This window comes from Streptomyces sp. NPDC026301, assembly GCF_055567935.1.
The window spans coordinates 35,065-59,591 of sequence record NZ_JBVHPN010000021.1; the positions used below are offsets into that span (position 1 = coordinate 35,065).

The following is a 24,527-nucleotide window of genomic DNA, read 5'->3' on the forward strand; positions in this document are numbered from 1 at the left end:
GGGGCCTCACGGCCCACGCTACGTCCGGCCCGGTACGGCGGCGCGCCGGGCCGGTCCGTCGGGGGCAGCGGCGCCGGCGGCGGCCGGTGCCGCCGTCCGCAGCACGCCGTCGGCCAGCAGCCACTGGGCGGCGAGATAGCCGAGCATGATGCAGAACTGCGGCGCGGGCGGCTGCGGCCAGTGCGCGAGGCCGCTCGCGATGAGGGTGTCGGAGGCCAGGAAGAGCAGGCCGCCGAGCAGGGCGCGCGGCCCGGCCCGCAGCGCGCCGTACGCCATCGCGGTGAGCAGCAGGCTGTACCCGGCGACCGGCCCGCGCAGATCGGCGGCGAGGTCCGGCCACAGCAGCGCCACGGTGCCGAGCCAGGCGACGGCGTACGCGGCGGCCGCGGCGGCGAGCCGCCCGCGGCCCCACTCCGGTGCGCTGCCCCGTCGTACGAACAACACCAGGTAGCAGACGTGCCCGGCAGCGAAGGAGGCCATCCCTACGAGGAAGGCCGTCTCGCCGTCCACTTGGAGCAGCGTGTCTCCGCCGCACCCGAAGAGCAGCGCGGCGGCGAGCAGTACGGGGCCGCCGCGGGCGAGTACGTAGGCGGCGAGCACCGGCAGCAGCGCCGGTTTGGTCGCCACCTCCACCGTCCCGGCCCCGGCGAGCAGCGCGCCGAGGTGGACGGCGGTCAGCAGCCCGAAGGCGGCGAGGAGGGCGCGGGCCGCGGTGGAGCGGCTCATGCGGCGGACGTCCCGGTGTCCGGCACCGGGGACGCGGCGTCGCCGCTCCGTGCGGGCTGCCAGCCGGGGCCGCGGAAGATCCGCCCCGCCCGCTCGCTCCAGCTGCCCGCGGCCCGTACGTCGCGCGCGATGGCCGCGTACTCGTGGGTGGCGACCCGCAGCGGGTTGAAGGTGCCGATGTTCTTGGTGAGTCCGAAGACGGGCCGCTCGGTCTCCGGGACGAAGGAGCCGAACAGCCGGTCCCAGACGATCAGGATGCCGCCGAAGTTCCGGTCCAGATAGCCGCCTTGGGAGGCGTGGTGGACACGGTGGTGCGAGGGCGTGTTCAGCACGTACTCGAACGGGCGGGGCAGCTTGCCGACCCGCTCGGTGTGCACCCAGAACTGGTACACGAGGTTCGCCGAGGAGCAGAAGGCGACCGCCGCCGGGTGCACGCCGAGCGCGATCATCGGTACGTAGAACGGCCAGACCGTCCAGGTGGTCCAGGGCTGGCGGAGCGCGGTGGTGAGGTTGAACTTCCGGCTGGAGTGGTGCACCACGTGGCAGGCCCACAGGATGCGGATGACGTGGTGGCCGCGGTGCGACCAGTAGTAGAAGAAGTCCTGCGCGAGCAGCATCAGGGGCAGCGTCCACCACAGCACGGGGATGCGCAGCGGCGTCAGCTCGTAGACGGCCGCGTAGACGGCCACGATCGGGATCTTCCACAGCGCGTCGAAGACCAGGCTGCCGAGCCCCATGCCGATGCTGGTGGCGGCGTCCTTCGTCTCGTATCCGGCGGCGTCCTCGTCCGGGTGCAGCCGGTAGCTCACCATCTCCAGGACGGTGAGCAGGACGAAGGCCGGTATCGACCACAACACGACATCGGGCAGGTGCGGCATGTGGGGCACCATAGAACGGGGTACAGGGGCTCGGCCAGAGGTTGTTACCAATGAGTATCGGTCAAAGTTACCGGCGGTACGCTCACGGGGTCCGGGCCCGGATCACTCCCCCACCCCCACGAACGGGAAGTCGAAGCCGGTCAGCCAGTGCCGGCCGGTCTCCCGGGCGCGCCGCCAGGACGCCTCCACGGGCGCCTGGTTGCGCGGCTGCCCCAGGTCGTCCGGCGTCGGCCCGACGCGCCGCGCGACCGACGCGAGCCGCCGCCTGTCGAAGCCGAAGACCTCGGCGGCCGACTCGCCGAGCATCCGGCGGGTCTCCCCGACCGGGATGTCGTGGAAGGCCCGGCGCAGCCACTCCTTCGTGTGCGGCCAAGTCCCCTCCGGGTGCGGGAAGTCGGAGCCCCACAGGATGTTGTCCACGCCGATCTCGTACCGCTGCGCCAGCTCGCGGCGCCGGGGCGCGGTGGCGCAGACGAAGACCTGACGGTCGAGGTACTCGTGCGGGGACCGCTTCAGCGCGGCGAACGGGGAGAGCTTCTTGCCGCCGTGCGCGCCGAGGTAGCACCGGTCCATGTGCCACAGCAGGTTCGGCAGCCACCAGCAGCCGGCCCCGGCGACCCCGAAGCGCAGCCCCGGGTGGCGTTCGAAGGCCCCGGACCACAGCAGGAACCACAGCGGGCGGGCCGGCCACCAGGTGGCCTCGGACAGCTCGATGCCGAGGTGGCCGCCGTACTCGTGGCGGGGCGCGGCCCCCGCGTGCGTGAGGACGGGCATCGCGGTCTCGGCGGCGGCCGCCCAGACCGGGTCGTACCGGCGGTCGTGGAACGGCGCCCCGCCGGCCCACGTCGCCGGGATCAGCAGCGCGCCGAGCCCGGACTCCCGGGCCCGGTGGATCTCCGCGACCACCTCCTCCACCTCGCCGGCGACCGGCAGCACGGCGACGCCGCAGTGCCGCTCGGGGTCGGTGGCGCAGAACTCCGCGAGCCAGCGGTTGTACGCCCGGGCGCCCGCCATGCCCAGTTCGGGGTCCTGCCCTTCGGGGGCGTCCAGGCCCGCTCCGAAGGGCACCGCGACGCCGCCGTCCACGGGGTCCGTGTCGGGCAGCACGACCTCGGCGGCCACCCCGTCGCCGTCCAGCTCCTTGGCGCGCCGCGCGGCGTCCCAGCCGCCGCGCAGGCCCTCCTCGTTGTCCTCGTACCACTTCATGGCGGAGGTCTCGTTCCGTATGCCGCGCCGGGCCGTACCGGCGCGCCGGGCGTCCCGCTGCCCGAGGAAGTCGTCGAAGGCCCGGTGGTGCCCGGCCTCCAGATAGGGCCGGTACCGCTCGGCGGGCAGCCCGGCGTGGCAGTCGGCGGAGATGATCAGGTACGGGTCGGTCGGGTCCGTCATCGCGGCTCCTCGGTCGGTCCGGAAGGAAGCGTTCGAGGTGGTCCTGCGCATGCGTGTCGCGTACGCGTCGCGTGCGTGTCGCGTCCATGTCGTGCCCGTGCTGGAACAGGGTTACAGCGCGACCCCACGAGGGGTAAAGAGACGTGCATCGGTCAGGTCGGGCAGGGACCTGACGCCCCTTCGGGAAACCCGGCGCGTACGGGGCGCGCGATGTCCGAATCATCCCCAAGCGCGCATCCGTACGCCCCCACACGGCATCGCTGTCAGTGCCGGCCCGTATCCTCATGGACCATGCTCGAAGACCGCACGGCAGCCGACCGCACACTCACTCCGGAGATCGTGCGGCAGCCGGCCCCGCAGGAGGAACCGCAGGCTCTCTGGCCCACCGCCTATCCCGAGGGATACGCGGTGGTCGACGTGGAGACCACGGGCCTGGCCCGCGACGACCGGATCATCTCCGCTGCCGTGTATCAACTGGACGCCCGCGGCGAGGTCCAGGACCGCTGGTACACCCTCGTCAACCCCGAGCGCGACCCCGGTCCGGTGTGGATCCACGGCCTCACGAGCGAGGTGCTGGCCGACGCCCCGCTCTTCCCGCAGATCGTCCCCGAGCTGTCCCGGCGCCTGGAGGGCCGCGTCCTCGTCGCGCACAACGCGATGTTCGACTGGTCGATGATCGCCCGCGAGTACGCCCGCGCCAAGGCCCAGGCACCGGTGCGCCAGCGGCTGTGCACGATCGCGCTCTCCAAGGAGCTGCGGCTGCCGCTGCCCAACCACAAGCTGGAGTCCCTCGCGGCGCACTACGGCGTCGTGCAGGAGCACGCGCACCACGCGCTGGACGACGCCCGGGTGCTCGCCGAGGCGTTCCGGCCGAGCCTCCGGCTGGCCGCCAAGGACAACCTCCGGCTGCCGCTGCTGGCCTGCCAGCCGCTGACCGAGTGGGCCGACGCGCCGCGCCCGCCCGCGCAGCGCTCCGGATCCGGCGCGGGATACCGCCCGTCGACCTGGCGCCCCTCCCGCAAGCGCCCGGCCTGCCCGTATCCGAACCCCGGACGGTACGAAGCGGGCGGCCGGCTGACGCAGGGGATGCGGGTCGCCTTCTCCGGTGACACCTCCGTGGACCGCGAACTGCTGGAGGACCGCGCGATCGAGGCCGGGCTGCACGTCGCGACGAGCGTCTCCCGGCTGACCAGCCTCCTGGTCACCAACGACCCGGACTCCCCCACGTCCAAGACCGCCAAGGCCCGCTCCTTCGCCACCCCGGTAGTAGACGAGGCCGCCTTCATGCAGCTCTTGCAGGACGTCCTGCCGGCCCAGCAGAAGTAAACGGCAGCGCCCCGTCAGGGGCGCGGGGAACTGCGCGAGCAACCCAAACGGCGCGTGCGCCGGACGCCGACCGAAGTCCCCACGGCGGGCAGCCGGCCCCCGCCCCCGTCCGGGTGAAGCCGACCAACACACCCCCGCCCGGACCGCCCTCGTCGGAAATCCGCGCCCATCCTGGGGCGCATGGCACGATGCGAGGTCTGCGGAAATGACTACGGCATGACGTTCGAGGTGCACGCGCAGGGCGCGGTGCACGTCTTCGACTGCTTCTCCTGCGCCATCCACCGCATGGCGCCCATCTGTGAGCACTGCCGGTGCCAGGTCATCGGCCACGGCGTCGAGGCGGACGGCCACTGGTTCTGCTGCGCCCACTGCGCCCGCGCGGAGGGGAAGGTGGGCATCGTCGACCGGGTCTGACGGCCGGGACCGGGCGCCCGGCCGGCCCTCGGCGGGACCCTGCCGTCGGGGGCCGAATCGTGACAGGTACCGTCAATACCGTGTACCGCTTCCTGTTGTCCCGGCAGTGGGTGATCCTCACCCTCGTGGGCCTCGTCCTGATCCCCGTCATGGTCAAGCTGGGCTACTGGCAGCTGCACCGCCATGAGCACAAGGTCGCCCAGAACGCCCAGATCGCCAAGGCACTGCACGCGAAGCCGGTACCGGTCACCGACCTCGCGAAGCCGGGGCGCGATCTGCCGGAGGCGGACCGCTGGCACCCGGTCAGGGCCACGGGGCGGTACGACACCAAGGGCGAGGTCGTGGTGCGCAACCGCACCGCCGCCGACGAGCAGACCATCGGGTACTACGTCCTCACCCCGCTGCGGCTGACCGACGGCGCGACCGTCCTGGTCAACCGCGGCTGGATCGCGCCCAGCGGCGGCGCGCTCACCACCTTCCCCGACGTGCCGCCGGCGCCGAAGGGAACGGTCACCGTCACCGGCCGGGCAATCCCCGACGAGACCACCGCCGAGAGCGGGATCAAGGACACCAAGGGGCTGCCCGCCCGCCAGGTCATGCTGATCAACAGCAAGCAGGCGGCCGAGCGGCTGCACCGCCCGGTGCTCGGCGGCTACCTCGAGCAGACCGCGCCCGAGCCCGCCGGCGGCAAGCCCGAGCTGGTCCCCGAGCCGGACCACGACAGCATCGGCCCGCACATGGCGTACGCCGTCCAGTGGTGGCTGTTCGCCGCCGCGGTACCGGTCGGCTGGCTCGTCCTGGTACGCCGTGAGCGCCGGGACCGCGCCGCTGCCGCCGCCTCGGAGACCGCCGGCACACCCTCGGAACCGGCCGAACCGGCCCCCACCGCAGCCACGGCCAAGGACTAGTCCCCGCATAGCTCCCGCCCCCACCGGGCAGTCGTGACAGCGTGCATCCACCTATCGAGGACTACGCGCTCATCGGGGACCTGCAGACCGCCGGGCTCGTCGGCCGCGACGGCTCCATCGACTGGCTGTGCCTGCCACGCTTCGACTCGGCCGCCTGCTTCGCCGCCCTGCTGGGCAACCGCGACAACGGCCACTGGCGACTCGCCCCCGCCGACCACCGCGCCCACGCCGAGCGGTCCTACCGTGGCGACTCGCTCGTCCTGGACACCGTCTGGACGACCGACACCGGCCGCGTACGCGTCACGGAGTTCATGCCGCAGCGCGACCGCGCCCCCGACGTCGTCCGCATCGTCGAGGGCCTGGAGGGCAGCGTCGAGATGCGCGGCGTCCTGCGGCTGCGCTTCGACTACGGGCGCGTCGTCCCCTGGGTGCGGCACGTCGGGGACTGCCGCGTCGCCGTCGCGGGGCCCGACTCGGTATGGCTGCGCGCCGAGCCCGAGGTGACGACGTACGGCCAGGGCTTCAGCACCCGCTCCGACTTCACCGTCGAGGCCGGCGAACAGGTCGCGTTCGTCCTCACCTGGCACCCCTCACACGAGCCGCGCCCCGATCGCATCGACCCGTACGAGGCGCTGCAATGCACGCTGGACGACTGGGCGGAGTGGTCGGCGCGGTGCTCGTACGACGGGCCGCACCGCGAGGCCGTCGTCCGCTCCCTGATCACGCTGAAGGCGCTGACGTACGCGCCCACCGGCGGCATCGTCGCGGCCCCCACCACCTCGCTGCCCGAGGAGATCGGCGGCGTCCGCAACTGGGACTACCGCTACTGCTGGCTGCGCGACGCCACCCTCACCCTCAATGCGCTGCTCTCCGCCGGGTACGTCGAGGAGGCCGTGGCCTGGCGCGACTGGCTGCTGCGCGCGGTGGCCGGCTCCCCCGCCGACCTGCAGATCATGTACGGGCTGGCGGGCGAGCGCCGGCTCCCGGAAGCGGAGCTGCCCTGGCTGGAGGGGTACTCCGGCTCCACGCCCGTCCGCATCGGCAACGCCGCCGTCGAACAGCTCCAGCTCGACGTCTACGGCGAGGTCCTGGACTCCCTGCACCTCGCCAAGGCCGCCGGCATGCCCGACAAGCCGCACGCCTGGAACATCCAGCGCGCGCTGCTCACCTTCCTCCGGAAGAACTGGCGGGAGCCGGACGAGGGCCTGTGGGAGGTGCGCGGCCCGCGCCGGCACTTCGTGCACTCCAAGGTCATGGCCTGGGTCGCCGCGGACCGCGCCGTCCGCACCGCCGAGGCACACCCGAACCTCAAGGCGGACCTCGACGTCTGGCGCGCGATGCGGGACGAGGTGCACCGCGAGGTGTGCGAGAAGGGGTACGACCCCGAGCGCGGCACCTTCACCCAGTACTACGGCTCGGAAGAGCTGGACGCGGCGACGCTCCTCATCCCGCGCGTCGGCTTCCTGCCGGGCGACGACCCGCGCGTCATCGGCACCGTCGACGCGGTCCGCCGGGAGCTCACCCACAACGGGCTGGTGCGCCGGTACAGCGCCCAGCGGGCCGACGGGGAGCACGCGACCGACGGGCTGCCGGGCGAGGAGGGCACCTTCCTGGTGTGCTCCTTCTGGCTCGCCGACGCGCTGCACCTCACCGGGCGGCAGAAGGAGGCCCGCGAGCTCTTCGACCACCTCCTGGAGCTGCGCACCGACCTCGGGCTGCTGGCCGAGGAGTACGATCCGGCGACCGGCTGCCAGCTCGGCAACTTCCCGCAGGCGTTCAGCCACGTCGGCCTGATCGGTACCGCCTTCACCCTGGCGGGCATGCTCAAGGCAGACTGACCCCATGGATCTTGGACTCACCGACCGGACGTACATCGTCACCGGCGCGACCCGCGGACTGGGCCACGCCACTGCCGGCGCGCTCGTCGCCGACGGCGCGAACGTCGTGCTCACCGGGCGTACGGAGGAAGCTGCCACCGAGGCCGCGAAGCAGCTCGGCCCGCGCGCCCACGGCGTCGGCGCGGACAACGCCGACCCGGCCTCGGCGCAGCGCCTGGTGGACGCGGCCCGCGACCGCTTCGGCGGCCTGGACGGCATCCTCATCAGCGTCGGCGGCCCGCCCCCGGGCAGCGCCGCCTCCAACACCGACGAACAGTGGCAGGCCGCGTTCGACTCCGTCTTCCTCGGCGCGGTCCGGCTGGCCCGCACGGCTGCCGGGGCACTCGGCGAGGGCGGCGTGATCGGCTTCGTCCTCTCCGGCTCCGTCCACGAGCCGATCCGCGGCCTCACCATCTCCAACGGGCTCCGCCCCGGCCTGGCCGGCTTCGCCAAGTCGCTCTCCGTCGAGCTGGGCCCGCAGGGCATCCGCGTCCTCGGCGTCCTCCCCGGCCGCATCGCCACCGACCGGATGCAGCAGCTGGACGAGCTGTCGGGCGACGCGGAGGGCTCGCGCACCCGCAATGCCGCGACGATCCCGCTGCGCCGCTACGGCACCCCGGAGGAGTTCGGCCGCACCGCCGCCTTCCTGCTCTCGCCCGCGGCGTCGTACGTCAACGGCGTCATGCTGCCCATCGACGGCGGGGCGCGGCACGGCTTCTGAACGCCGGCGGCCCCGATCTCCCGTGCGGGGGTCAGCTGACCCGTTCGGCCCGGTGCCGTACGGCCCGCAGCCTGACCTCCGCCGGGAGTTCCGGCAGGCCCGTCGACTCGCGGGCGTGTGCCACCGCCCGCGTGCCGAGGAGGTCCACCGCACCGGCCGGGTCCGCGTGCGGCTCCAGCAGGAGCCGGGCCCGTACGCGGGGCTCGCGGCGCCGTCCCGTCAGATGCACGACGGCCCTGTGCACCCCGTCCGCGCTCTCCGCCTCGGCCGCGAGGACGTCCTCCAGGGCGCGCCCGCGCAGCAGTGCGCCCTCGCCGTCCCCGGTGTCGACCAGGACCTCGCGCAGCCGGCGGCCGCGGAACTGGGTCAGCAGCCACCACAGGGCGAGCAGGAGCAGCACGGCCAGCGCGGCGAGCACCACCGGCCACCACCAGCCCGTCCCCGTCCAGCGGGTACGGTCCGCTGCGGGCAGCAGGACGTCATCGGGCGCCGCCCATGGCCACCCGTCCGGCAGCCCGGCGCGCCAGCTCTGCGGCAGCGCGCCGCCGAGCAGCACCAGCCCACCGGCGCCCAGCAGCACCAGTCCGGTCAGTCCGAGCAGCACACGGTTGACCGCCCGCCGTACCTGACGCATCGGCACCGCTCACCTCTTCCCCGGACGGCGTACGTGGACGGACAGGCCGAGCGGCCGGACGAGGCCGAGCCGGTCCAGGCCCTCGGCGAGCGCGGCGTCCACGTCGCCGCGCACCTCGTCCAGCTCGCGGAAGTGCGCGACCGCGCGCGCCCGCACCTTGCGGCGCGAGACAGTGATCCGTACGGACTGCACGCCCGCCACCTCCATGACGCGGTCGCGCAGCACCAGCGCGGCGGCCGGGCGGTCCAGCCCGGCCCGTATCCCGGGCGTCGCGGGCCGCATCGTCAGGACGCCGCGCAGCCCGGGCGTCACCGCGAGCACGATCAGCCAGAGGCCCAGCGCCGCGGCGAGCGCGGCGGCGGCCAGCACCCCGGGGTTGTCCAGGGGGCGGGACGCCAGCTCGTCGGCGAGCCACCGGCGCCAGGCCATCGCCCGCTCCCCGGCCCGCACCGCGGCCACGTCGTACAGGAAGAGCCCGGCCACCGCGAGCAGTACCAGCGCCACCAGGCCGGCCGGCAGCCGCCGGGCCGACCAGAAGCGGCCGGCCCTGCCCCCGGCGGCGCCGGAGGTGTACGCGGCGGCGGAGGCGGACTGCTCGGGGCCGTCCGGGCCGCCGGGTCCGCGGGGCGTCTTCTCCAGCGTCGGGAGCCGACGCGTCGTGTCCGGCTCGCTCATGTCGCGCGTCCCGTCGCACAGGTCGCCGTACGTCTCATCGCACTCTCCCCTGCCCGGCCCGCTTCAGCTGCGGCGAGTGCAGGCGCGTCACCCGCACCGCCACCTCGGGCACCGTCATGCCCGCCAACGCCCATACCCGTTCGGTCACTTGCCGACGCACCGCGCCGCACTCCGCGCCGATGTCGCAGGGGTAGCCGAGCTCGACGAAGATCCGGACGCGGGCCTCGCCGTGGGTGTCCTGGCTGTTGTGCCGCCGGACCACGACGGTGGCGCGGGCGTCGCCGGGACGGACGTCGCGCGGAGGGCTGACGCTCTGAAGGGTGCCGCTCTGAAGGGTGCCCGTCCGGGTGCCCGTCTGCGGATCGTCGTTGGACGGGGTGCCGCTCCGCGGGCTGTCGTCGTTCGGGGCGCCGGCGGCGTGCGCGCCGCTGGTCTCCCGCGCCCTCGCGTCCGGTCCGCGCCGCAGCGCCTCCCGTGCCGCCTGGGCCGCGATCTTCTCGACCACCCGGTCGGCGACCCGTGTCGCGCCGCGCTGTCCCGGCGGGACGACGGGCTCGGGGGTCTGTCCGGTCACGCCTCACCGCCGCCGGGCGTCGCGTTCGCGGCCGCCCGCGCGGCGGAAGAACTCGCCGGGCTCCAGGTCCCCGTCCAGGAACCGCCCGGCCACGAAACCGACCGCGCCCAGCGCCGCCACCAGCAAGAAGGCACCGAATCCGCCGAAGTACCCCGCGAAGCCCAGCGCCATGCCGGCCAACAGACCGGCCACGGCCATGCTCATCGTGCGCTCCCTCGCTGCCACCCCGCCGGGATGGCGGTCGGACCGTTACTGGAGCCTGGGCTCCTCTTCTTCCTCTTCCACTTCGTCCGGCAGCTTGACGTCGCTGACCGCGATGTTGACCTCGACGACCTCCAGGCCCGTCATCCGCTCGACCGCCGCGATGACGTTCTCCCGTACCGCCCTGGCCACATCGCCGATCGACACGCCGTAGTCGACGACGATCTCCAGGTCCAGTGCCGTCTGCACCTCGCCGACCTCGGCCTTCACGCCGCGCGTGACGGACCGGCCGCCGGGCACCCGGTCCCGTACCGCGCCGAACGTGCGGGCGAAGCCGCTGCCCATCGTGTGGACGCCCATCACATCCCGGGCAGCCATGCCCGCGATCTTCTCGACCACGCCGTCCGCGATGGTCGTGCGTCCCCGGGTCGCCGGGTCGCCGCCGCCGCGCTTGGTCCCGAGGGTCTTCCGGGCGCCCTCGCCGTGCGGCTGGCCGCCCTGTGCGGTGTCGCTCATCGCATCGTCCCTTTCCGCGGGAAGGAGCGGACGGAGCGGGCACACCTGAGGTCCGCTCCGTGGTCCACATTAGGCGGGGTCGGGGCGGAGCGCCGCCGGGATACGCCGAGTGGGCGCGGAACGACGCGGACTCGCCCCTCGCCCGCCCCGGCGCACCGCGGCAGGCGTTACTCCGATGCCATGCGCCCCCGGCGCACCGCGGCAGGGATTACTCGCCTACTCGCCCGCGCCCGCGAGGTCGCGCAGCCGGCGGCCCTGCGCCGCGCGTTCCGCCGCGCGCTGCTCGTCGAGCGAGCGCGTCGCGGCACCGGCCAGCAGGGCCTTGGTCTCGATGACGGCGTCCCGGGGCGCGGCGAGCAGCGCCGCCGCCAGGTCCGTGACGGCGCCGTCGAGCTGGTCGCCGGGCACCACGAGATTGGCCAGGCCTGTGCGCTCGGCCTCCTCCGCGTGGACGTACCGCCCGGTGGCGCAGATCTCCAGCGCCCGGGCGTAGCCCACGAGATGGACGAGCGGCTTGGTGCCGGTGAGGTCCGGCACCAGGCCCAGGCTCGTCTCACGCATGGCGAACTGCACGTCCTGTGCGCACACCCGCAGATCGCAGGCGAGCGCGAGCTGGAACCCGGCGCCGATGGCGTGCCCCTGGACGGCGGCGACCGACACGATGTCGTTCCGCCGCCACCACGTGAACGCCTCTTGGTACTCGGCGATCAGCGCGTCCATCTCGTGCTCCGGGCCGCGCCCCATCTCCAGGAAGGACGGCTCGCCGGCGAAGCCCTCGGGAGTGAATGCCTGCCGGTCCAGGCCGGCGGAGAAGGACTTGCCCTCACCGCGCAGCACCACGACCCGCACACTCCCGGGCAGTTGCTGCCCCGCCTCGGCCAGGGCCCGCCACAGGGCGGGCGACTGCGCGTTGCGCTTCGCAGGGTTGGTGAGGGTCACCGTGGCGACGGCGTCGTCAACGGTGAGCCGTACACCGTCCTTGTCGAGCGGGGTCAGGGTACTCATCACGCGCCTCCGAGTCGGCCGTCGGGCACTGCACAGTAACCGCTAAGTTAACTGAACAGTAACCACCCGGTCGATCGCTTCTTCGACCGGGTGGCACCGTCGGCTCTTCGGAGTCGCGGGCCGCCTCAGTTCACGCCGAGGCGGCCTTCTTGCCCCTCGTGGCCCCGCCGCGACCGCGCAGGACCACACCGGATTCGCTGAGCATCCGGTGCACGAATCCGTAGGAGCGGCCGGTTTCCTCGGCCAGCGCCCGGATGCTCGCTCCGGAGTCGTACTTCTTCTTCAGGTCTGCCGCGAGCTTCTCGCGCGCGGCGCCGGTCACCCGGCTGCCCTTCTTCAGAGTCTCGGCCACCCGTGCCTCCTCATGGGAAGTGCGCTCTGGACTCTCATGATCACCCCTCCCGCCCGTCCTGGCCACCCATTCGGCAAGGTCCGTAGGACATGGTTTGGCGCGCAAGGCGGCGCACGGCGGCACGGAATCAGGGATTCCATGGGCCCGGCGTGGCCGCCTCCGTCGAGGCGCGCGAAGAAGAGCCAGGTCAGGGGGTACGGGGCGGCGCGCAACGGAATCCGTAGCCGGGCACGCGCCCCCGTGCGGCGCGGCGCGCCGGGTACGAGCCGTTCTCACTCAGATGATGGATCACCCGTCGGCCGAATGATCCATACGGCGTTGATCAAGATGTCCTACGCCCGTGCCGCGCGGTGCCGGGCGCCGCGGGCGATCAGGCGAGCGCCACCAGATCCGCGTAATCCGGGCCCCACAGGTCCTCCACGCCGTCCGGCAGCATGATGATCCGCTCCGGCTCCAGCGCGTCCACCGCGCCCTCGTCGTGGGTCACCAGGACCACCGCGCCCTCGTACGTGCGCAGCGCCCCGAGGATCTCCTCGCGGCTCGCCGGGTCGAGGTTGTTGGTGGGCTCGTCCAGGAGGAGGACGTTGGCGGAGGAGACGACCAGGGTCGCGAGCGCCAGCCGGGTCTTCTCGCCGCCGGAGAGCACGCCCGCGGGCTTGTCCACGTCGTCGCCGGAGAACAGGAAGGAGCCGAGGGTCTTGCGGACCTCCACGAGGTCCAGGTCCGGCGCCGCGGAGCGCATGTTCTCCAGGACCGTGCGGTCCGGGTCGAGCGTCTCGTGCTCCTGCGCGTAGTAGCCGAGCTTGAGGCCGTGGCCGGGGGTGACCTGGCCGGTGTCGGGCTTCTCGGCCCCGGCGAGCAGCCGCAGCAGGGTCGTCTTGCCCGCGCCGTTGAGGCCGAGGATGACCACTCGGGAGCCCTTGTCGATGGCCAGGTCGACGTCGGTGAAGATCTCCAGCGAGCCGTACGACTTCGACAGGCCCTCGGCCGTGAGCGGGGTCTTGCCGCACGGCGCGGGCTTCGGGAAGCGCAGCTTGGCGACCTTGTCGGACCGCCGCACCTCGTCCAGGCCGGCCAGCAGCTTCTCGGCGCGCTTGGCCATGTTCTGCGCGGCGACGGTCTTCGTCGCCTTGGCGCGCATCTTGTCCGCCTGGGTGTTCAGCGCGGCGGCCTTCTTCTCGGCGTTGGCGCGCTCGCGCTTGCGGCGCTTCTCGTCGGCCTCGCGCTGCTGCTGGTACAGCTTCCAGCCCATGTTGTAGATGTCGATCTGCGACCGGTTGGCGTCCAGGTAGAACACCTTGTTGACCACGGTCTCGACGAGGTCCACGTCGTGGGAGATCACGATGAAGCCGCCGCGGTAGGTCTTGAGGTAGTCCCGCAGCCAGAGGATCGAGTCGGCGTCCAGGTGGTTGGTCGGCTCGTCCAGGAGGAGCGTGTCGGAGTCCGAGAAGAGGATCCGGGCCAGCTCGACGCGGCGGCGCTGACCACCGGAGAGCGTGTGCAGCGGCTGGGCGAGGACGCGGTCGGGCAGGCCGAGGCTGGCGCAGATGGTCGCGGCCTCCGCCTCGGCGGCGTACCCGCCCTTGGTGAGGAACTCCGTCTCCAGGCGCTCGTACTTCTTCATCGCCTTTTCGCGGGTGGCGCCCTTGCCGTTGGACATCCGGTCCTCGTTCTCGCGCATCTTGCGCAGGACCTCGTCCAGGCCGCGCGCGGAGAGCACGCGGTCGCGGGCCAGTACGTCCAGATCGCCGGTGCGCGGGTCCTGCGGGAGGTAGCCGACCTCGCCGGAGCGGGTGACCGTGCCGGCGGCGGGGATGCCCTCGCCGGCCAGGACCTTGGTCATGGTGGTCTTGCCCGCGCCGTTGCGGCCGACCAGGCCGATGCGGTCGCCCTTGGCGATACGGAAAGAGGCGGACTCGATGAGGACTCGGGCGCCGGCGCGCAGCTCGAGGCCGGAAGCGGTGATCACGGAAAGACTCCAGGGCAGGGTGGACGGCGGAACGGACGGGCGGGCGGAGAAGCCGCAACGCGGCGCGCTCCGAAGGGAGCGCAAACGGGCCGACGCCGTCTAATGCACAAGGAGAATTGCCATAGGACCAGTCTAACGGTGGTGTGCAAGCAGTTTTCCCGGCCTCCGCCGCCCCCGCGAGGCCACTGCCGCGAGTCCCGCCGGAAGGGTCGAATACCCAGGTCAGGTGGTGTTGTCAGACCCCGCTGGCACACTTGTGTGAGTCAGGCCACACCGGCTCGCGAAGGGACCGAGACCATGTCCGCCACCCCGCCTCCCTCCATCTGCCCGACCCTGCTCTACCGCGACCCCAAGGCGGCGATCGAGCTCCTGACGACGGCCTTCGGCTTCACCAGGGGCGCGCTGTACGAGGACGAGTCCGGCACCGTGCTGCACGCCGAGCTGTCGTACGGCAACGGCACGGTCATGCTCGGCGCCAAGGGCCGCGGCGGCGTCTTCGCCGAGGCGATGGGCGACGCCGGGCCCACCGGCGTCTATGTCGCCGTCGCCGACGTCGACGCGCATCACGAGCAGGCCGCGGCGGCCGGCGCGGAGATCCTCGTGCCGCCCACCGACCAGGACTACGGCTCCCGTGACTACATGGCCCGCGACAAGGAGGGAAACATCTGGAGCTTCGGCACGTACGCCCCGTCGACCAAGGACGCCTGAGGCGCCGGGCCCCGGCCGGTCGCACCCTCGCCACGTGCCGGGCCCGGCCGGTCGCACCCTCGCCGGTCGGCCGCGCCCCGTGGAGCGCGCCCGCCCGCGGCCCGTCAGGCGCCGCCCGTGTGGACCTGGAAGGCCGCGCGGCGGACGGCCTTGGCCAGCGCCGGGTCGGGGTGCGCGGCGGCCAGCGCCACGAGGACCTGGACGGTGCGCGGATGCCCGACGGCGCGTACTTCCTCCAGCAGGCGCGGCACGGAGCCCTGCACGGCGGAGTCCAGGTGCCGTACGAGCAGCCGGCTCTCGCCGTGGTCGGCGACGGCCGCTGCGGTGTCCACCCACAGCCAGGTGGACTCCTCGCGGGTGAGCACGTCCGGCGCGGTCTCCGGGTCGCCGCCCTCGTGCTCGACCAGCCACAGCAGGGCGTACGGCCGCAGGGCCGGCTCGTCGGCCGCGGCCCGTACGGCGGGCTCGGCCGGTGCGCCGACCGCGCGCAGCGCCTCGAAGGCGAGCCCGCGCAGCAGGGCGTCGTCGCCGCGGGCGACCGCCAGCAGCTCCTCGACCGCGCTGCCGGCCGAGCGCGCGGCCAGCCACGCCCGGTACTCAGCGCGGGCGGGTCCCGGGGTGAGCCGCGCGCAGCCGCGCAGCATCGCCTCGGCGGACTGCTCGATGTTGCCGGCGGGGCTCTGCGCGGCCACGCAGATCTGCTCCAGCTTGACCCACACGGCCCAGCTGCCGAGGGGGGTGAGCCGGGCCTGCCGCTCGCCGGACGGTTCGCCGCCCCGCAGCAGCACGGCGGCGTCCCCGGCGCCGCGCGCCCGGGAAGCGCCGTTCCCGCCGCGTACGACGAGCGCGCCGACCGCGGCGAGCGCGCCCAGCGCCCAGTCCAGCAGCTCGGCGGACGTCACGTCGGCGCCCGCGTCACCGACGCCCGGGGCCGCGTCCGCCGGACCGGCCGCGTCCGCCGTGCCGGTCGCGTCCGCCGGGGCCGTCGCGTCCGCTGCGCCGGCCGCGTCCGCCGGGGCGGCGGCCTGCCGGCCGGTCGCAGGTTCAGGTTCAGTGGCCTGGCCATCGGCATCCGGGGCGGTGCCGGTCGCTTCCGGTGCGCCGGGCTCCGCGGCACGGGCGGCCGCGTCCACCGGGCCTTCGTACGGCACCTCGCAGCGCTCCGTGCGCAGTTCGGCGATCCGCTGGTCGAGCAGCTCCAGGAGGTCGGCCACCTGGACCGGGCCCGAGGAGAGGTACAGCAGCGACAGCACCTGCGGCAGCGCCTCGATGACCTCGGCGACCGCTCCGGGGCGCGCGGCCTCCGGGGCGGGGCGCGCCAGTGACCAGGCGTCGAAGAGCGCGACCCAGCCGCGCAGCGCCGCCGAGTCGTCGCGGTCCCAGGCGCGCAGCCGCCAGCCCGGCCGGGCCTCTCCGTCGTGCAGCTCGATGAGTCCGGCCAGCCGGGCCCGGTCCCAGTCGGCCCGCACCTGCCGCGGCGTCAGGTCCAGTACGGCGGCGGCCTCCTCGGCCGCGGCGTCCGGGAGCGAGCCGTCGGGGCCCGCGCACGCGCCCACGCCCTCGCCCCGCGCGCGGTCGGCCCAGCGGGCCACCCGGACGGCGCCCGCCAGTCCGCTGCGCGCCATCCGGGCCAGCTCGGCGGGCGGCGGAGTGCCCTCGGGCGGCCGCGTCGCGGGCCTGGCGGTCCGGGTGCTCACCGCACGGCGGGCGGCGGCGATCGGTTGTCTGGGGACGAGGCGGAGCCGGGAGTCGCGCGGAGTACGGGACGTCACAGGAGCAGTCTTGCTCTTGTGGGCCCGAAAACCCAATCGGAATGCGGATTGCGTTCTTCGGAAGGTCCGCTCGTGCCCGATCCGCCCATGATCGCCCCCTTCCTCGCGGCACCCCGTGCCAGGCCCCCGGCCCCCCCGTGCCACATGACCTGCGCACCGGGACGACCGGCCGGCCGCTACCCGCTACCGCTGCTCAAGGGCGGTTACATCAACGGCGTCAGAAACCGCCGCAGCGACTCCTCGTACTCGTCGGGCCCGGCGTTCCACATGGCCCCGTGCGGGGCGTCCCTGACGGTGTGCAGGCTGACCAGGTCGGGCCGCGCCGCCTTCAGGCGGCGGGAGGCCGCCCAGGGGGCGATGGTGTCGCCGGGCCCGTGGAAGATCAGCGTCGGTACGGAGAGCAGCGCCGGGTCGCGCGCCTCTGCCAGCCGGTCGGAGTGCAGGCCCGTGCTCCCCTCGGCGGCCCGCACCGCCAGCGGCAGCACGGGGCGCGGCACACGGTGGGCCGCCGCCAGCGCCCGTACCGTCGCGCGCCAGTCCAGTACCGGCGAGTCCAGCACCAGCCCGGCGATCCGGTCGCGCAGCGCGGAGTGCGCCGCGGCGTGCAGCGCCATCGTCGCGCCGGTGGACCAGCCGTGCAGGATCACCCGGCGGGCGCCGTACCGCAGGGCGTACCGGATCACCGCGTCCACGTCGCGCCACTCGGCGTCCCCGAGGTGCCCGATGCCGTCAGCGGTGCGCGGCGCGCCCAGGTCGTTGCGGTACGCCGGGGCCAGCACCGGGAAGTGATGGCGTTGCAGGAACGGCATCACGACCATCGGGTGCTCCCGTGTCGTGCCGAGGCCGTGCACGGCGATGACCCAGGTCTCCCGCTCGCCCGGCACGAACCACGTGGGCAGCGCGCCCAGTTCGCCGGGCACGTCCACGTCGGCGCACTCCAGGCCGAGCGCGTCGGAGGGGCTGCCGATGTACACCTGCGGGGTCAGCCGCATACGGGTGCCGCGCGCGAGGGCCCCGTGGGTGATCCGCTCCAGGCGCCGGACGACCGTGTCGGCCGCGTGCGGCTCGCCGTCGCACACCGGGCCGATCACCGCGTGGCAGCCGCGGCCCGTCAGGCCGTACCGGCCGGGCCGCAGCGCGGACAGGCTGCGGGTGAGCGTGACCCGGTCCCCCGTGGTGCCGTGCACCGTCAGCCGCCCGTCGCCGGGGAACGGCCGGTCGGGAGTGGGTTTCAGAGCGACGTCGCTGGCATACCGGCCGGCCGCCAACGCGGCCGCTCCGGTACCGATCACGGTGGTGACGGCCGCTGCCGCCGCGGTACCCAGGCGCACCCTCCCCAGTCTGGGGACCCGGGCCGCGCCTGGCCAGTGGGCCGCTCCGGCCGGGTGACGGACCCGGCCATCCGCGGCCCGCCGCGCCCCGGAAGCGCACCCGGCCCTCAGCCCTGCTGCCCGTACCCCCGCAGCCGCTCGCCCGCCTCGGCGAGCTGGCCTTCGGAGAGCAGGGACGGCGTGTGGCCGGGGACGGACGCGGCGGTCAGCCACAGCCGGCACATCCACTCCAGCTGCGCCGTACGGTCGTACGCCTGGTCGAGGGTGTCGCCGTAGGTGAGGGTGCCGTGGTTCTGCAGCAGCACGCCCGTGCGGCCGCGCAGCGCGTGCAGCATGTTGTCGGCCAACTCCTGACTGCCGTACGTCGCATATGAGGCAACCCGGACGGTGCCGCCGAGGGCCGCGGTCATGTAGTGCACCGGCGGGAGTTCGGGGACCAGGGTGGAGACAGCGGTGGCGTGCACCGCGTGGGTGTGGACGACAGCGGTGGCACTGGTGTGGCGGTACACCGCGAGGTGCATCGGCAGCTCGCTCGTCGGCCGCAGCGCGCCCGCCACCTGCCGCCCGTCCGCCGGGTCCACGGCCACCAGGTCGTCCGGCCCGAGCCGGTCGTACGGGACGCCGCTGGGCGTGACGAGCACCAGTCCGCCGGCGCGCACCGACACGTTCCCCGACGTGCCGACCACCAGTCCGTCGGCCACCGTGCGCCGCGCCGCGGCCACCAGCGCGTCCCACGCCTCCGCCACCTCTCGCACCGGTCCCGGCTCCCGCTCCGCCATCCCGCCCCACTCCCTCCTGACGTACCTGGGCTCCGCACCGTACCGGCCGCCCCCCGCGCAGCCGCGGCACTGTAAGGCGGACCATTCCCCTCCGGTATCCCCCAAACCGGGATATCTCAGTGGTAACCGGTGATTGGCCGGAGGTCGCCGCCATCTCGGGATCATCCAATAGTCTCTGGGTGATTTGTCATGCACGTCGCCATCCGGGGGGAACCATGGCTCGTGACCACAAAGGTGACCACTCACCGGCCTTACTGCCCCGCCTGACCACCGCCGCCACCGCAACCGCCCTGACGCTGGCCGCACTGGCCGGCGCCGCACTCACCGAACTCGCCGCCGCGAGCCCCTCGGCGGCGTCCGGCGTACCGCACGGCCACGACGTCTCCTCGCACCAGAAGAACGTCGACTGGCCGGAAGCCCGGGCGAACGGCGCGCGGTTCGTCTACGTCAAGGCCACCGAATCGACCTCCTACACCAACCCCTACTTCGACAGGCAGTACGGCGGCGCGCGCAAGGCCGGCCTGCTGCACGGCGCGTACCACTTCGCGGTGCCGGACGAGTCCTCCGGCGCCGCACAGGCCCGGTACTTGCTCAGCCACGGCGGCCGGTGGACGGCGGGCGGCCGGACGCTGCCGCCGGCCCTGGACATCGAGCACAACCCGTACAGCAAGAAGCACAAGTGCTACGGCGTGAGCAAGAAGAAGATGGTCCGCTGGATCTGGAGCTTCAGCGACGAGATCAAGCGGCAGACCGGGCGCCGGCCGGTGATCTACACGACCACGCGCTGGTGGAACACCTGCACCGGCGGCAGCGGCGCCTTCGCGAAGAGCCACCCGCTGTGGCTGGCATCCTGGCACGGGCAGCCCGGCAAGCTGCCGAAGGGCTGGGACTTCCTCAGCATCTGGCAGTACTCCAACAAGGGCGCGCTGCCGGGCGACCAGAACGCCTGGAACGGCTCGTTCGACCAGCTCCGCAGGTTCGCCGCGGGCTAGGAAGCGCCTCGACGCAAAGCACGTTCTGTACACCTCTGGATGAACCCCGAGTGACCGGTGAGGCGCCTCCGCACGAAATCGGCGGGGGCGTCACCACCAGGCCCGTTGTCGTTCATCTTCCGTTCACCCACCCTCCCTACGGTCGTTCGCGTCACTGACCATCGAACTGATTGCCTGGGTGAATGGAACACATCACGCTTCTCATCGGGATCGTGATCGTCACGGCCTTGGTGTTCGACTTCACGAACGGCTTCCACGACACGGCCAACGCCATGGCCACCACCATCTCCACGGGGGCCCTCAAGCCCAAAGTCGCGGTGGCGATGTCGGCGGCGCTGAACCTCGTCGGCGCGTTCCTCTCCGTCGAGGTGGCCAAGACCATCTCCGGGGGCATCATCGACGAAGGCGCCGGCATCCGGCCCGAAGTGATCTTCGCCGGCCTGGTGGGCGCGATCGTCTGGAACCTGCTGACGTGGCTCGCCGGCCTCCCCTCCAGCTCCTCGCACGCCCTCTTCGGCGGCCTGATCGGCGCGACCCTGGTGTCCGTCGGCATCGGCGGGGTCAACGCCGACGCGGTCGTCATGAAGGTCCTCATCCCGGCCGTGGCCGCGCCGATCGTCGCGGGCATCGCCGCGACGGCCGCCACCCGGCTCACGTACCGGCTGGCCCGCAACCGCGCCGACGAGGACACCGCCAAGGGCTACCGCGCCGGGCAGATCGCCTCGGCCGCCCTGGTCTCCCTCGCGCACGGCACCAACGACGCCCAGAAGACGATGGGTGTCATCACCCTGGCGCTGATCACCGGCGGTGTGGTCGCCCCGCACGCCGACCCGCCCCTGTGGGTCATCGCCTCGGCCGGTCTCGCCATCGCGCTCGGCACGTACCTGGGCGGCTGGCGGATCATCCGCACGATGGGCAAGGGGATCACCGACATCCAGCCGCCGCAGGGCTTCGCCGCCCAGACCGGCGCGGCGGTGACCATCCTCGCCTCCTCGCACCTCGGCTTCGCGCTCTCCACCACCCAGGTCTGCTCCGGTGCGGTCATGGGCTCCGGCCTCGGCCGCAAGGGCGGCGTGGTCCGCTGGTCCACGGCGGGCCGGATGGTGATCGCCTGGGGCCTGACGCTGCCGGCCGCCGCGCTGGTGGCCGCGGGCGCGGCCTTCCTGGCCGGCCAGGGCACCTGGGGCGTCACCGCCGTCGCCGTCCTCGGCCTCGCGGTCTGCGGCGCCATCTGGGCCGCCTCCCGCCGCAAGCCGGTGGACCACAGCAACGTCAACGACGTCGAGCCGGCCGGTGTCGTCACCGCCGCGCTGCAGACCGTCACCCCGCCGCCCGCGGGCGCGACCACGGCCGGCGCCGGCTCCATCGACGGCATCCCGGCGCAGTCCCCGTCCGCCTCCCGCTCCCCCGCCGCCTCGGCCGTCCGCTGACGCCGGGCGCTCGCGTTAAGGAACTCACGCCATGAACATCGACTGGGCGGCACTCGGCCAGGTCTTCGGCACCACCCTCGTGGTGACCGTCGGGATGGTGGGCCTGTTCACCCTGGGCATCGTGGGCACGTCCCGCAAGCCCCGCCAGGAGGGCGAGGCGGCCGCCGCGGCGGCCGTCGGCGGCGGCTCCTCCGCCGCGGCCCGCACCGGCGGCTACGCCTGCTTCGCGCTCTGCCTCGCGGCCGTCGGCTACGGCATCTTCCTGATCGTCACCGGCTGAGGCACTCACGCAGCACCTGAAGGCGCCCGGCGCCGCGGTTCCTTCCGCGGCACCGGGCGCCTTCGTCGTCCGCCCGCTTCCCCGGCGCCCGGCCTGTGGTGTCGGCCACATGCTCTGCCATACGCCCGCGTCGCAGGTCAAGGGTGAGTTGACGGGCATTCGCGGCACGTGGTGGACTGCCCGGTGCCATTCGGCGACAGATGAGGAAGTCCGGTGAGAATCCGGCGCGGTCCCGCCACTGTCACCGGGGAGCGCTCCTCCAGAAGAGGCCACGGCCCGCCGCAGACACGGGCTGGAAGGCCGGGGGCAGCGCCGATCCGGGAGCCAGGAGACTCTCGTCGCCCGTCACGTCGAGCCAGGGCGCGGACCCTGAGTGAGGACACACGCCATGCCGGGCCCCGAGCCGAGACCCCTGCCTTCCTGCGCCGTACGCCCGGTACGCGACCGCGTACGGCCGTCCCTCCGAGGCACGACGGCGGGCTGATCCGACGATGCGTGCCGAACACGCCACCTATGCGTGCGGCGCGGCTCTGGGCTTTCTCGGCGACCTGGCCGTGGGCGATCCCCGCCGCGGCCACCCGGTGGCCGCCTTCGGGCGGGCCGCGGGCGCCGTGGAGCGCGGGCTGTGGCGCGACCACCGCGGATACGGAGCGGCGCACACCGCGCTGTGCGCCGGCGGGGCCGCCGTGGGCGCCGCGCTGCTCTCCCGTGCCGTACGCAACTGCGCCCCCGCCCGCATCGCGCTGACCGCCGCCGCCACCTGGGCCGTGCTGGGCGGTACGACGCTGGGCCGGGAGGCGCGCGCCATCGGGAGCGCGCTGGAGGCCGGCGATCTGGACGTGGCGCGCGAGCGGCTGCCGCACCTGTGCGGCCGCGACCCGCAGGCACTGGACGGGCCGCAGATGGCCCGCGCGGTGGTGGAGTCCGTCGCCGAGAACACCTCCGACGCGGTGGTGGGCGCGCTGGTCTGGGGCGCCGTGGGCGGCGTTCCGGGGCTGGTCGCCTTCCGTGCCGTCAACACGCTCGACGCGATGGTGGGGCACAAGTCGGCGCGCTACCGCCGGTACGGCTGGGCCTCGGCCCGGCTGGACGACGTGGCGGGCTGGCCCGGCGCCCGGCTGACCGCCGCACTGGCCACCGTCGCCGGGCCCGACCCGCGCGGCGCGTGGCGCGCCTGGCGGGCCGACGGAAAGCGGCACCCGAGCCCCAACGCGGGCCCGGTGGAAGCCTCGTTCGCGGGCGCGCTCGGCGTACGGCTGGGCGGCACGCTCGCCTACGCGGGGCGGGTCGAGCACCGGCCGGTGCTCAACGACGGCGCACGCGCGGTCGACGGCGCGGACATCGCGCGCGCGGTGCGGCTGTCGCGCCGGGTGAGCGCGCTGGCGCTGGTGACGACGGTCGGGGCGCGGATCGCCGTGGGCGCGGTGCGCGGAGCGCGGAAGGCGAGGAGATCCCGGTGAGCGGTACGGACAGGACTCTCGGTGGCGGCCTGCTGGTCGCCGGGACGACGTCGGACGCGGGCAAGAGCGTGGTCACGGCGGGCATCTGCCGCTGGCTGACCCGCAAGGGCGTCAAGGTCGCGCCCTTCAAGGCGCAGAACATGTCGCTCAATTCGTTCGTGACGCGCGAGGGCGCGGAGATCGGGCGGGCGCAGGCCATGCAGGCAGCGGCGGCCCGTGTCGAGCCGACCGCGCTGATGAACCCGGTACTGCTCAAGCCCGGCAGCGACCGCAGCAGCCAGGTCGTCCTGCTGGGCAAGCCGGTGGGCGAGATGAGCGCCCGCGGATACTTCGGCGGGGCCGAGGGGGCGTCCCCCGGGCAGACGCTGTACGCGGGCCGCCGGGAGCAGCTGCTCGGCACGGTCACCGACTGCCTGACCGAGCTGCGCCGCACGCACGACGCGGTGATCTGCGAGGGCGCGGGCAGCCCGGCCGAGATCAACCTCCGCCGCACGGACATCGTGAACATGGGCATCGCGCGCGCCGCGAACCTGCCCGTCGTCGTGGTCGGCGACATCGACCGCGGCGGCGTCTTCGCGTCCTTCTTCGGCACCACCGCGCTGCTCTCCGCGGCCGACCAGGCGCACATCGCGGGCTACCTGGTGAACAAGTTCCGCGGCGACGTGACGCTGCTGGAGCCGGGCCTGGACATGCTCAAGCAGCTGAGCGGGCGGCCGACGCTGGGCGTACTGCCGTTCCGGCACGGGCTCGGCATCGACGAGGAGGACGGCCTGCGGGTGTCCCTGCGGGGCGCGGTCCGCGAGAGCGTCGTGGCGCCGCCGCACGGCAGCGACGTCCTGCGCGTCGCGGTCGCCGCCGTCCCCCTGATGTCGAACTTCACGGACGTCGACGCGCTCGCCGCCGAACCGGGCGTCGTGGTGCGCTTCGTGGACCGGCCCGAGGAGCTGGCCGACGCGGACCTGGTCGTACTGCCCGGCACCCGCGGGACCGTACGGGCCCTGCAGTGGCTGCGCGAGCGCGGCCTCGCGGACGCGATCGCCCGCCGCGCCGCGGAAGGCCGCCCGGTGCTCGGCATCTGCGGCGGCTTCCAGATGCTCGCCGAGCACATCGAGGACGAGGTGGAGTCGCGGGCCGGGGCCGTCGACGGGCTCGGACTGCTGCCCGTACGGGTGCGGTTCGCGGCGGAGAAGACCCTCGCGCGGCCGGCGGGCGAGGCGCTGGGCGAGCCGGTGGCGGGGTACGAGATCCACCACGGCGTCGCCCAGGTCCGCGCGGGCGACGAAGCCTTCCTGGACGGCTGCCGCGTCGGCTCCGTCTGGGGCACGCACTGGCACGGCTCCCTGGAGAGCGACGGCTTCCGGCGCGCCTTCCTGCGCCGGGTGGCCGCCGACGCGGGGCGCGCGTTCGTGCCCGCGCCGGACACCTGCTTCGACGCGCTGCGCGAGGAACAGCTCGACGCGCTGGGCGACCTGATCGAAGAACACGCGGACACCGCGGCCCTGCTGCGGCTGATCGAGGACGGGGTGCCCGCGGGGCTGCCGTTCGTCCCGCCGGGGGCGCCGTGAGCGCGCCCGAGGGGAAGCCAACGAAAGCCACTCGAAGGAGTGATC

General features: G+C 73.8%; 25 protein-coding genes and 1 riboswitch. Of the genes, 11 read left to right on the top strand and 14 right to left on the bottom strand.

Annotated features, from left to right (window positions below; genetic code table 11):
- Positions 1–18: 18 nt before the first annotated feature.
- From ACZ4MH_RS29385 to ACZ4MH_RS29395, 3 genes are all read right to left on the bottom strand, one after another.
- Entirely contained in the window at positions 19–726 is a 708-nt protein-coding gene (locus ACZ4MH_RS29385) for a lysoplasmalogenase (protein WP_351596225.1), read from the bottom strand.
- Entirely contained in the window at positions 723–1,604 is an 882-nt protein-coding gene (locus tag ACZ4MH_RS29390; protein WP_351596222.1) for a sterol desaturase family protein, read from the bottom strand. The genes ACZ4MH_RS29385 and ACZ4MH_RS29390 overlap by 4 nt, the downstream gene beginning before the upstream one ends.
- Before the next feature lie 102 nt (positions 1,605–1,706).
- Positions 1,707–2,993 (bottom strand): amidohydrolase family protein, encoded by a 1,287-nt coding sequence (locus ACZ4MH_RS29395; protein WP_351596219.1) that lies wholly within the window; start codon positions 2,991–2,993, stop codon positions 1,707–1,709.
- 291 nt (positions 2,994–3,284) lie between these two features.
- Between ACZ4MH_RS29395 and ACZ4MH_RS29400 the strand changes: the two genes are divergently transcribed.
- The 5 genes from ACZ4MH_RS29400 (at position 3,285) to ACZ4MH_RS29420 (ending at position 8,239) form a co-directional block, all read left to right on the top strand.
- A complete protein-coding gene (locus ACZ4MH_RS29400; RefSeq protein WP_351596216.1) occupies positions 3,285–4,319 on the top strand; it encodes a DEDDh family exonuclease in 1,035 nt (344 codons plus the stop codon).
- A gap of 180 nt (positions 4,320–4,499) precedes the next feature.
- Positions 4,500–4,733, top strand: coding sequence for a hypothetical protein (locus tag ACZ4MH_RS29405; RefSeq protein WP_351596213.1), 234 nt, complete (start codon positions 4,500–4,502; stop codon positions 4,731–4,733).
- An 80-nt stretch (positions 4,734–4,813) separates the two neighbouring features.
- Positions 4,814–5,641 (top strand): SURF1 family cytochrome oxidase biogenesis protein, encoded by an 828-nt coding sequence (locus tag ACZ4MH_RS29410; protein ID WP_351596210.1) that lies wholly within the window; start codon positions 4,814–4,816, stop codon positions 5,639–5,641.
- Between the two features lie 41 nt (positions 5,642–5,682).
- Positions 5,683–7,479, top strand: a complete 1,797-nt coding sequence (locus ACZ4MH_RS29415; protein ID WP_351596207.1) for a glycoside hydrolase family 15 protein — start codon at positions 5,683–5,685, stop codon at positions 7,477–7,479.
- A 4-nt stretch (positions 7,480–7,483) separates the two neighbouring features.
- Positions 7,484–8,239, top strand: coding sequence for an SDR family oxidoreductase (locus ACZ4MH_RS29420; protein ID WP_351596204.1), 756 nt, complete (start codon positions 7,484–7,486; stop codon positions 8,237–8,239).
- Between the two features lie 31 nt (positions 8,240–8,270).
- Here ACZ4MH_RS29420 and amaP read toward each other — a convergent pair whose 3' ends face one another.
- The 8 genes from amaP to ACZ4MH_RS29460 form a co-directional block, all read right to left on the bottom strand.
- The gene (amaP, locus tag ACZ4MH_RS29425; RefSeq protein WP_351596201.1) at positions 8,271–8,873 is read right to left on the bottom strand and encodes an alkaline shock response membrane anchor protein AmaP; all 603 of its coding nucleotides are present in this window, start codon (positions 8,871–8,873) and stop codon (positions 8,271–8,273) included.
- Positions 8,874–8,882: 9 nt separating this feature from the next.
- Positions 8,883–9,548 carry a DUF6286 domain-containing protein gene (locus ACZ4MH_RS29430; protein WP_351596198.1) on the bottom strand — a complete coding sequence of 222 codons (666 nt, stop codon included), beginning with the start codon at positions 9,546–9,548 and terminating at the stop codon, positions 8,883–8,885.
- A 34-nt stretch (positions 9,549–9,582) separates the two neighbouring features.
- Positions 9,583–10,122: an Asp23/Gls24 family envelope stress response protein gene (locus ACZ4MH_RS29435; protein ID WP_351596195.1), complete on the bottom strand. Its 540-nt coding sequence runs from the start codon at positions 10,120–10,122 to the stop codon at positions 9,583–9,585.
- A gap of 3 nt (positions 10,123–10,125) precedes the next feature.
- On the bottom strand, positions 10,126–10,326 hold the full coding sequence (locus ACZ4MH_RS29440; protein ID WP_030264671.1) for a hypothetical protein: 201 nt from the start codon (positions 10,324–10,326) through the stop codon (positions 10,126–10,128).
- A gap of 45 nt (positions 10,327–10,371) precedes the next feature.
- On the bottom strand, positions 10,372–10,839 hold the full coding sequence (locus ACZ4MH_RS29445) for an Asp23/Gls24 family envelope stress response protein (RefSeq protein WP_351596190.1): 468 nt from the start codon (positions 10,837–10,839) through the stop codon (positions 10,372–10,374).
- Positions 10,840–11,055: 216 nt separating this feature from the next.
- A complete protein-coding gene (locus ACZ4MH_RS29450; protein ID WP_351596187.1) occupies positions 11,056–11,844 on the bottom strand; it encodes an enoyl-CoA hydratase/isomerase family protein in 789 nt (262 codons plus the stop codon).
- A gap of 130 nt (positions 11,845–11,974) precedes the next feature.
- Positions 11,975–12,196, bottom strand: a complete 222-nt coding sequence (locus ACZ4MH_RS29455) for a helix-turn-helix domain-containing protein (protein WP_006606369.1) — start codon at positions 12,194–12,196, stop codon at positions 11,975–11,977.
- A 370-nt stretch (positions 12,197–12,566) separates the two neighbouring features.
- Complete coding sequence (locus ACZ4MH_RS29460; RefSeq protein WP_351596183.1) at positions 12,567–14,165, bottom strand: ABC-F family ATP-binding cassette domain-containing protein; 1,599 nt, start codon at positions 14,163–14,165, stop codon at positions 12,567–12,569.
- Positions 14,166–14,462: 297 nt separating this feature from the next.
- On the opposite strand from ACZ4MH_RS29460, the gene ACZ4MH_RS29465 reads away from it, so the two are divergent.
- Positions 14,463–14,873, top strand: a complete 411-nt coding sequence (locus ACZ4MH_RS29465; protein WP_351596180.1) for a VOC family protein — start codon at positions 14,463–14,465, stop codon at positions 14,871–14,873.
- 104 nt (positions 14,874–14,977) lie between these two features.
- Here ACZ4MH_RS29465 and ACZ4MH_RS29470 read toward each other — a convergent pair whose 3' ends face one another.
- The 3 genes from ACZ4MH_RS29470 to ACZ4MH_RS29480 form a co-directional block, all read right to left on the bottom strand.
- A complete protein-coding gene (locus tag ACZ4MH_RS29470) occupies positions 14,978–16,570 on the bottom strand; it encodes a hypothetical protein (protein WP_467754767.1) in 1,593 nt (530 codons plus the stop codon).
- 278 nt (positions 16,571–16,848) lie between these two features.
- Positions 16,849–17,976, bottom strand: a complete 1,128-nt coding sequence (locus ACZ4MH_RS29475; protein WP_351601696.1) for an alpha/beta hydrolase — start codon at positions 17,974–17,976, stop codon at positions 16,849–16,851.
- Between the two features lie 107 nt (positions 17,977–18,083).
- Positions 18,084–18,755 carry a class II aldolase/adducin family protein gene (locus tag ACZ4MH_RS29480; RefSeq protein WP_351601693.1) on the bottom strand — a complete coding sequence of 224 codons (672 nt, stop codon included), beginning with the start codon at positions 18,753–18,755 and terminating at the stop codon, positions 18,084–18,086.
- Between the two features lie 215 nt (positions 18,756–18,970).
- Here ACZ4MH_RS29480 and ACZ4MH_RS29485 point away from each other — a divergent pair, with 215 nt between their 5' ends.
- From ACZ4MH_RS29485 to ACZ4MH_RS29505, 5 genes are all read left to right on the top strand, one after another.
- Positions 18,971–19,747: a lysozyme gene (locus tag ACZ4MH_RS29485; RefSeq protein WP_351601690.1), complete on the top strand. Its 777-nt coding sequence runs from the start codon at positions 18,971–18,973 to the stop codon at positions 19,745–19,747.
- A 182-nt stretch (positions 19,748–19,929) separates the two neighbouring features.
- Entirely contained in the window at positions 19,930–21,177 is a 1,248-nt protein-coding gene (locus ACZ4MH_RS29490; protein ID WP_351601687.1) for an inorganic phosphate transporter, read from the top strand.
- Positions 21,178–21,208: 31 nt separating this feature from the next.
- The gene (locus tag ACZ4MH_RS29495; protein ID WP_351601684.1) at positions 21,209–21,457 is read left to right on the top strand and encodes a hypothetical protein; all 249 of its coding nucleotides are present in this window, start codon (positions 21,209–21,211) and stop codon (positions 21,455–21,457) included.
- A 155-nt stretch (positions 21,458–21,612) separates the two neighbouring features.
- Positions 21,613–21,811: riboswitch (cobalamin riboswitch) on the top strand.
- Positions 21,812–21,948: 137 nt separating this feature from the next.
- On the top strand, positions 21,949–22,917 hold the full coding sequence (locus ACZ4MH_RS29500; protein WP_467754768.1) for a cobalamin biosynthesis protein: 969 nt from the start codon (positions 21,949–21,951) through the stop codon (positions 22,915–22,917).
- A complete protein-coding gene (locus tag ACZ4MH_RS29505; RefSeq protein WP_351602103.1) occupies positions 22,914–24,482 on the top strand; it encodes a cobyric acid synthase in 1,569 nt (522 codons plus the stop codon). Before ACZ4MH_RS29500 ends, ACZ4MH_RS29505 begins: the two co-directional genes overlap by 4 nt.
- Positions 24,483–24,527: the final 45 nt, after the last annotated feature.